The following is a 543-nucleotide window of genomic DNA, read 5'->3' on the forward strand; positions in this document are numbered from 1 at the left end:
GATGTCCGACAGCGAAAACGACGCGGTGCTGGTGGTCAACGTGCCCACCGCGTTCACCTCCTCGGCCGACGCCGCGCAGGCGCTCACCCGCACCCTTGGCCTGCGCCCGCGCCACCACCGCGACAAACCGGTGTTCGCGGTCTGGCTGGGCAACGACGACCGCGCCACTGCCACCCTCAACGCGGCACGCGTGCCGACCTATCCCACCGAAGCCGAGGCCGTGCGCGGCTTCCAGCATCTGGTGCGCTACCGCGACGCGCAGGCCGCGTTGATGGAAACCCCGCCCAGCCTGCCCGAGGATTTCGTGGTCGACACCGTCGCCGCGCGGGCGCTGGTCGAGCGCGCGCTCGCTGCCGGCCAGCAGTGGCTGGACCCGATCGCCACCCACCAGCTGCTCACCGCCTACGGCATTCCCTCGGCGCCGGTGATGCAGGCGCGCGACGCGCACGAGGCGATGGACCTGGCCCAGCCGCTGCTGGAGCAGTGCGCCACGGTCGCGGTGAAAGTGTTCTCCGCCGACATCCCGCACAAGTCCGACGTCGA

At 71.5% G+C, this 543-nt stretch carries 1 protein-coding gene; it reads left to right on the forward strand.

The window, feature by feature from the left end; genetic code table 11:
- Positions 1–543: acetate--CoA ligase family protein (locus tag ACXJKJ_RS31820; RefSeq protein ID WP_457395710.1), on the forward strand; the 543-nt coding region annotated here is incomplete at both ends.

The sequence above is a fragment of the Roseateles sp. P5_E1 genome, assembly GCF_054049335.1.